The sequence below is a fragment of the Psychrobacter sp. PAMC 21119 genome (assembly GCF_000247495.1).
Lineage (GTDB): Bacteria > Pseudomonadota > Gammaproteobacteria > Pseudomonadales > Moraxellaceae > Psychrobacter > Psychrobacter glaciei.
In genome coordinates this window covers 1-7,391 of record NZ_AHVZ01000002.1, presented here as the reverse complement: position 1 = coordinate 7,391, position 7,391 = coordinate 1, and the positions used below count along the sequence as shown (strand labels likewise).

Here is a 7,391-nt window from a genome sequence, read left to right as displayed (position 1 = left end):
CCTATCCCCTGTGTGCCTTGGCAGTCTCAGCTTTTAACCATGAAATGGCAAAAAATAATCCTGTCTCTTCGAGCTGATGCGAAAACTGTCCTATGCTGCGTTGTAAACCTAGTTGAGGCATGAGCATTACCGTCGTTTTACGCCTTGTCTAGAACAGTTTTCGCAATCAGCAGTGCCTATTTGTGAATGTTCAACACGCCCTATTGTTTTTCGGCATTCATTCTATGTATGATGGTTTGGTTAACAACGTAACGGTCAAGTGAAGTTAGCCCAAAAAAATTGTAAGGAAAGATTACAACATAGGGTTATTTATTTGACCTACTTTGTTGCATAATACCTGTCGGTAGGTAGTCTGCTTCTTGTCCTGTTTTCTAAGACATTATTGACATCAACTGTGTTACGGTTGACGTGAGGCAAGCTTACTTGTAGCCAATATTGACCTGTATATTTATAGCCAACCACCCTCGCTAATGGATACCCTCTACGGAAATTGCCCGTAGATTGCTGTTCACCTATTTATAAACTTTGCAGCAATGCCGTATGAGGTTTTGCTGTCCGCTTTTGGTTTATACACTATGATAGAAAACTGGACAAAAGAATTTATTATTCAGCGCTTATTGGCCATTACTTTATTGGTTGTGCTGTTTATATTATGTTTTCAAGTGGTACAGTTTTTTATTGTACCGGCACTATGGGCGGCGATTTTAGCGTACGTTACTTTTCCTATTTATAACTTTTTTCACCAACGCGTAAAGTTCAGCTCAAACGTTAGCGCCGCTATCATGACCGTGAACATCTCTCTTATGATCGGCGTGCCGCTCGTGGTCGGTATCTTTATTTTGCAGCAGGAAGCCTTAAGTATCATCAGTAACTTAATTTATCGTATTAAAGTAGGTTATTTGGACGTGCCTGATTCTGTCAAAGATTTACCGATTATCGGTCAACAAGTCAAAGATGTGCTGTGGCGCATCAATAAGAACCCTGAAGGGACGCTAGAAGCGTTTCGTATTTGGGTACAGTCCCATTTATATTATGGCAAAATCGCCTTTGATGTGGTGTTCAGTAGTCTTGCCAAGCTTGGCATGGCGCTGATGACCCTGTTCTTCTTTTATCGTGATGGCACAAGCTTGATTCGCCAAATCCGTCAAGCCTTACGTAACATCATTGGCAATCGTATCGATGGTTATATTGACTCTGTGGGTACGACCACTCGCGCTGTAGTATATGGTATTGGGCTGACCGCATTGGCACAGGCGATACTTGCTGGTATTGGTTATTATTTCTCTGGTGCGCCAAGTCCTATTTTACTGACAATTATCACCTTCATCATTGCCTTAATCCCGTTTGGTACGCCATTTGTGTGGGGCGGGGTGTCGATTTGGTTGTTAAGTCAGGGTCATACGGTAGAAGGTATTGGTTTGGCATTGTGGGGCGTGTTGGTCATCAGCTGGGTCGACAACCTTATCCGTCCTATCGTGATTAGCGGTGCTACCAAGATTCCTTTCATCATTATTTTTATCGGGGTATTGGGCGGTTTAACAGCTTTTGGTTTCGTTGGTCTGTTCATCGGTCCTGTGGTATTGGCCATCGGTCTTGCGGTATGGCGTGAGTGGATATCGCAACACAAAAATGAGATATTCGCCCCACAAGACGTCATGTTGAGCGATAAAAACACACAATCAGCGGTTGATGAGTAAAGTGAAAGCAGCTGAGTCATAAAGAGTAAAATACCGATCGATAAAGATATTTAATAAGGCTTAACGCGATGACGGATACAGTAACAGGAATCACTATTTTGGCGGATAGTAATATCGCCAGCCTTGATGAGTTTTTTACTGCCACTATGCTTGGTCAGGCGACTGAGCAGACGGTAAGTATTATCAAAGTGGCTGGACGCGATATCAATGCGCAATTGCTTGCCGAATTACAGCCAACTATATTGTTAATACGCTCTGTAACGTCAGTAAACGAAGCATTACTGGCTGATAATGAAAGTGTTGAGTTTGTTGGCTCTGCAACGATCGGTACCGATCATGTTGATCAAGATTATTTGGCTGCACGCAATATCACTTTTGCCAATGCTGCTGGCTGTAGCAAACATTCGGTCGCCCAATATGTACTGACGGCTATCTTAACGCTGCGTCCGCAGTATTGGCAGCCATCAACAAGGCCATCAACGACGCTATCAACGACGCTATCAACGACGCTATCAACGACGCTATCAACGACGCTATCAACAAGGCCATCAACGACGCTATCAACGACGCTATCAACAAGGCCATCAACGACGCTATCAACAAGGCTATCAACGAGACCATTAACCTTGGGCATCATTGGGCTTGGTAATATTGGCAGTACACTCGCTCAATATGCGACTGCTTTGGGCTGGCAAGTACTGGGCTATGACCCATTATTACACCCTTCAGATATTAATAATGCCAGTTTTGAGCAAGTGCTTAGCCAAAGCGACGTTGTCAGTTTACATGTGCCACTCACGGACAAAAAAAGTACGGATAAAAAGGCTGCGGATGGACAAAGTTTTCAAAGTAGTAATGGCAGTGATTATCCAACACGTCATCTAATCAATGCCGAGGCTCTAGCAATGATGTCGCCGCATACCATGCTCATTAATAGCGCGCGTGGGCCTGTTGTTAATGCGAGTGATTTAGAAGCAGATATTGAGCGTAACGAGCGGCAAGTAGTGCTTGATGTGTTTGAGCACGAGCCAGAGATTTCTGAAGGCTTGTTGGCCAAATTGGCTATCGCCACGCCGCACATCGCTGGCTATACCGTAGAAGGGAAGCTGCGCGGCACGCAAATTATTTATGATGCGTTATGTGAAAAACTGGCGGTCGCACCTGCTCAATCTATGCAAAAACTGTTACCACTAAATATGTTTTTGTGGTCTGAGTTGAAGGCGCATCCAGATAGATTGATTAAGTTTTATGACATTATGCAAGATGATGCTTCTCTGCGGAGTCAGGCAGTTGATGGACAAGTTAGTGGTGCTGATTTTGATCAACTGCGCCGTGATTATCATTTGCGCCGTGAATGGCAGTTTTAAAGCCAACCCTCAGTTTACAAACTTATTTTTATAATCCATTAGCCACAGTAAATAGTCATGAATCAATCAATCAATTCTTCTGTTAAGCCGGATGTTAAGCCGGATGCTAAGCCCAGCTACGCACCAACCATGACGCTAAGTATGGCGCAGCAGCGTGCGCAATTCATGCAGGATATTCGTCAGTTTTTTAATAAGCGGCAAGTACTAGAAGTGCAAACACCGCTACTGTCGCAAGCTGGCAATACAGATACTTTTTTGCAGTCAGTCGCTGCGCAAGTTACTTATCAAGATCGACCTTGTACTTATTACCTGCATACGTCGCCTGAATTTGCCATGAAGCGTTTACTGGCTAGCTGGCAAGTGCCTATTTATCAGATTTGTCCCGTTTTTCGAGATAATGAGATAGGCGTACGTCACAATATTGAATTTACTATGCTGGAATGGTATCAGCCGAATTATAGCTTAGCCGATATGGCGGCTGAGCTTGGCGAACTACTAGAAGCGCTCTATGGCTATCCGATTGTGATGAACCATTACCGCTATGTTGATGCCTTTATGGACTTCGTCGGCATACATCCGCTGACGGCTAGTCTAGCCACTCTACAAGCAGTGGCAGAGGATAAAGGGTTGACCGGTTTTGATTTTAATAGTGTAGAAAGCAGCGCAACCAATAGTGAAGAAGATATTCGTCAAAGTTGGTTGGACCTATTGTTCAGCCATGCAGTCGAGCCAAACTTGGGTCACGATTTGCCGACTTTGATTATAGAGTATCCTCCAGCAACAGCAGCATTAGCAAAAACGGCTTTAGATAAAGACGGTAACAAAGTGGCTAAGCGCTTTGAGTTATATGTTAATGGTATTGAGATTGCCAATGCTTATGACGAGCTGGCAGATGGGCAGGCGTTAAGGGCACGCTTTGAGCAAGACAATCAATTGCGTCAGCGTCATAACCTGCCAGTCATGCCAATCGATGAGCACCTATTGGCAGCATCCGATGACTTGATACCCTGTAGCGGTATCGCCGTCGGTATCGATAGATTGCTCATGGTGATAACAGGGGCGAATAGCTTAGAGGACGTCATTCCGTTTCCGAGTGGTTTGGCGTAATATAGCCGACGCTGTATCAATAAAATAGAGTATTAAGCGCTTTATTACTTGCTTGTATTACTAAGCAAAAAGTCTCTTGTATCGATTATGTGATTTGACACTCCAATTTAGAACACCGCTTTTATCACTGATGTTTAAATATTGTATTTTTAAATACCGTACAAAGCAAAAGGGTCACTTATCGATTGGCTGTTTGAACGCTCGCCAATAAATAAGTGACCCTTCTTTTAAGCTTTTTAAAAATCTAATCTCGTTAGATTCCTATAAGCCGTTATCAAATAAGCTTATACACTGGCTACAGCTTCATCGATTGCTGTCTCGCCGTTATGCATGCCAAAGACTTTTTTGGTCGTATTGCTCGCGTTTAATACAGCCACTAAAGTAGCGGCAACATCTGCAATCGAGTTTTCACCAGAATTGTTGTCATTGACGATGATTTTACCAGTCGCTTCGCGTTCTTTTAGCGCCGCTGCTTGTACGATAGTGTAGTCAAGACTGCTGTTATTTACCAACCACTGATCGGCATAGTGCTTAGAGATGTAATAGCCTTTTAAGTCGCCAAGTCCTAGCTCGTCCCATTTTTTGGTGTCTAATGAGAACACTGTGCTGAGCATGATGTAGCGTTTGATACCTTTATCCTGTACCGCTTGCATGGTTTTGATCGCACCATGTAAATCGACTTCTAAGATATCTTTACCACCAGAACCAGCTACAAAATAAACCGCATCAATATCTTGATCGATTTGCTTCTGAATCGCGTCTTTTTGAGCCGTAATGTCTAAATCTAACTGGCTATAGTTATCGTCATTGAATAATTTTTCTTTTTGACGGGTCGTGCCTACCACTTGGTGATTATCAGCCAATAACTGCTTGACCAAATCTGTTCCTACTCGACCGCTTGCGCCAATTACTAAAATTTTCATAGTCATTCCTATTCTTATGTACGTTACTGTTGTTGTAAAAACTGAATGTAGCGTAACAAGAATGGTTGGTACACTTCGTTATGAAGCGTGCCGATTGCATAGTGTTTGGTTATGATTGTATACGGTTTGCAAAGAGCACAGGCTATGAGAGATTTAGAGTGAGTGGAAGGGAAATAGCATTATTAAAAATCAACGTACCAAACGATTTAGACCATCGGCAAAGGCTTTTTTATCACGGTCGCCGTATGGTTTTTGTCCGCTCATCTCTTGTAGCTCTAGCACACCAGTACCGCGCATGGTATCCATAAAATCACGCATATTGAGCTTTTGCTTGATATTGTTTTTGTCATAGACCATGCCGCGTGTGGTCAGTACCATGCCACCTTTGTCCAAAATATCATTGGCCAAAGGAATATCACTGGTAATCGCAAGATCGCCTGGCTGTATTTGTTCTACGATATAATCGTCCGCTTTATCAAACCCTGACGGCACTACTGTCATGATGAGCAACGGAGACTTACGCAGCTTAATTGGCTGATTGGCGACAAAAATAGCCATTGTCTGCGTCCGTTCAGCCGTTTTGATAATCAAATCTTTGGCAATTAATGGCACCGAATCAGCATCCACCCAAATTTGCATTATTTTTTAGCCTTCTCTGTTTTCGATTTAGCTTCTATAACTGGCTTGGTTTGGCTATCCTTGATAGCGTTATCATTTTTAACCGTGTCGTTGCTGTCTTTAGACGTTTTATCAGCTGCCATAACCGCCGAATGATCGGTCGCTTTTGGCTGATCATCGATGGCACCAGAGGCTAATTTTTTATCAAGACCAATTTTATTGGGAAGTACCGCGACGAGTTTGGCTAAGGCAGGCTCTAAATCGGCAACATCATTGGGCATCAATGTGATATGCGCAATTTTTCGATCCTCGCGTTCAGCCTTATGATAACTATGATAATGCGCGCCATCGATAGCTAGCACGGCGCTGATATCAGGATATTGCCCTAAGACGTTGAGCATAATCGCTGGATGAACATTGTCTGTATCACCTAATGGCAGATTGACGACTGCGCGAATATGGTTTTCAAATTGACTGGTAACAGCGCCTTCAATACTCCAGTGTCCAGAATTGTGTACACGAGGCGCAATCTCATTGGCGAGTACAGCATCATTGCCACGCGCGTCTTTGGTGACGAACAGCTCAAGCGCCATAACACCCACATAACCCAAATGATTCATGACCGTGGTAATCGCATCGGTCGCTTGCTTAAATAAATGGCTAGTCCCAACCGCGGGCGCTTGGGTCTTGGCCAAAACACCATCATGATGATGGTTTTCAACCAAATCATAACAGCGTACCTGACCGTTCTGTCCTCGTGCCGCGATAATAGAGACCTCACGGCTAAAATGAATAAAACCTTCTGCAATCAATGGCGCGGGCGTTGGCGTCAGCTCACCTTTACCACTGACAGCGTCTTTGAGGTCTTGCCAGGCGGCTTTGATATCACTGTCTTGCTTAATGACAAATTGACCTTTGCCATCATAACCGCCGCGGCTGGTCTTTAGGACGATGGGCAGTCCAAGCTCACTGCAAGCTTGCTGTAGCTCGGCTTCAGAGTTGACTGCTTTAAAAGGGACGGTGGCGATATCAAGCGCATTAAACATCTGCTTTTCTTTTAAGCGATCTTGGGCGATATCAAGGGCAATCGGTGGCGGAAACATACCTTGCTTGCTACCAGATGTTGATAAATTGGTCAGTTGTTCAACCGTCGCCGTCGGTGTGTTTTCAAACTCCAATGTAAATACATCGGCTGCGGCAATAAAGGCTTCTAATTGCTCGCTATGAAAGACGCGCCCGTAAAGGCTGGCAGGGCATTCAGCATTGTCTTCTAAAAACACACACTGATAGCCTAATGGCATGGCCGCTTCGGCAAGCATCATGCCAAGCTGACCACCGCCTAAAATACCGATAGTACGAATGGTTTGGGTAACAGGATAAGCGTTCGCTGTGGTCATGGCAGGCTCTTTGAATTAAAAATGAATAAAGGGTATTCGGTTTAGGGTCTGTTGAACATTCAAATATTAGGACTGCTGATTGCTAAAATCGCATCAAACTAGGCGTAAACTGACGATAATGTCTAGACCTTAGCTAAGTTTACAACAACGTTTGAGGTGATTTTAGCATCAGCCTTTCAGGGCAGGACTATTTTTTGCCAATACATGGCGAAATTGTCTAACCTAGAATGACTAGGCGTCCAAAATTTCACTGCGTATTGTCTAAAAAATAGCCGCTGCCAG

Annotated in this window: 6 protein-coding genes; 3 read left to right on the top strand and 3 right to left on the bottom strand. The window is 43.9% G+C overall.

The genetic code is table 11. The features are described from left to right. Positions 1 to 575 precede the first annotated feature (575 nt). From RH96_RS00040 to epmA, 3 genes are all read left to right on the top strand, one after another. Positions 576 to 1,697, top strand: coding sequence for an AI-2E family transporter (locus RH96_RS00040; RefSeq protein WP_010195728.1), 1,122 nt, complete (start codon positions 576 to 578; stop codon positions 1,695 to 1,697). Positions 1,698 to 1,765: 68 nt separating this feature from the next. Further along, entirely contained in the window at positions 1,766 to 3,064 is a 1,299-nt protein-coding gene (locus tag RH96_RS00035; RefSeq protein ID WP_010195726.1) for a 4-phosphoerythronate dehydrogenase, read from the top strand. A gap of 57 nt (positions 3,065 to 3,121) precedes the next feature. Continuing rightward, on the top strand, positions 3,122 to 4,171 hold the full coding sequence (epmA, locus tag RH96_RS00030; RefSeq protein WP_010195725.1) for an EF-P lysine aminoacylase EpmA: 1,050 nt from the start codon (positions 3,122 to 3,124) through the stop codon (positions 4,169 to 4,171). Positions 4,172 to 4,455: 284 nt separating this feature from the next. On the opposite strand, the gene RH96_RS00025 is transcribed toward epmA, so the two are convergent. From RH96_RS00025 to RH96_RS00015, 3 genes are all read right to left on the bottom strand, one after another. Beyond that, the gene (locus tag RH96_RS00025; protein WP_010195723.1) at positions 4,456 to 5,094 is read right to left on the bottom strand and encodes an NAD(P)H-binding protein; all 639 of its coding nucleotides are present in this window, start codon (positions 5,092 to 5,094) and stop codon (positions 4,456 to 4,458) included. A 189-nt stretch (positions 5,095 to 5,283) separates the two neighbouring features. After that, positions 5,284 to 5,733, bottom strand: coding sequence for a YaiI/YqxD family protein (locus RH96_RS00020; protein ID WP_010195720.1), 450 nt, complete (start codon positions 5,731 to 5,733; stop codon positions 5,284 to 5,286). After that, positions 5,733 to 7,109, bottom strand: a complete 1,377-nt coding sequence (locus RH96_RS00015; RefSeq protein WP_010195717.1) for a 5-(carboxyamino)imidazole ribonucleotide synthase — start codon at positions 7,107 to 7,109, stop codon at positions 5,733 to 5,735. Before RH96_RS00015 ends, RH96_RS00020 begins: the two co-directional genes overlap by 1 nt. Positions 7,110 to 7,391: the final 282 nt, after the last annotated feature.

What these genes read in the sequence shown, in the direction of transcription:
- RH96_RS00040 (WP_010195728.1), top strand. Translation starts at nt 576, where the DNA reads ATGATAGAAAACTGGACAAAAGAATTTATTATTCAGCGCTTATTGGCC.
- RH96_RS00025 (WP_010195723.1), bottom strand. Translation starts at nt 5,094, where the DNA reads ATGAAAATTTTAGTAATTGGCGCAAGCGGTCGAGTAGGAACAGATTTG.
- RH96_RS00015 (WP_010195717.1), bottom strand. Translation starts at nt 7,109, where the DNA reads ATGACCACAGCGAACGCTTATCCTGTTACCCAAACCATTCGTACTATC.
- RH96_RS00035 (WP_010195726.1), top strand. Translation starts at nt 1,766, where the DNA reads ATGACGGATACAGTAACAGGAATCACTATTTTGGCGGATAGTAATATC.
- RH96_RS00020 (WP_010195720.1), bottom strand. Translation starts at nt 5,733, where the DNA reads ATGCAAATTTGGGTGGATGCTGATTCGGTGCCATTAATTGCCAAAGAT.
- epmA (WP_010195725.1), top strand. Translation starts at nt 3,122, where the DNA reads ATGAATCAATCAATCAATTCTTCTGTTAAGCCGGATGTTAAGCCGGAT.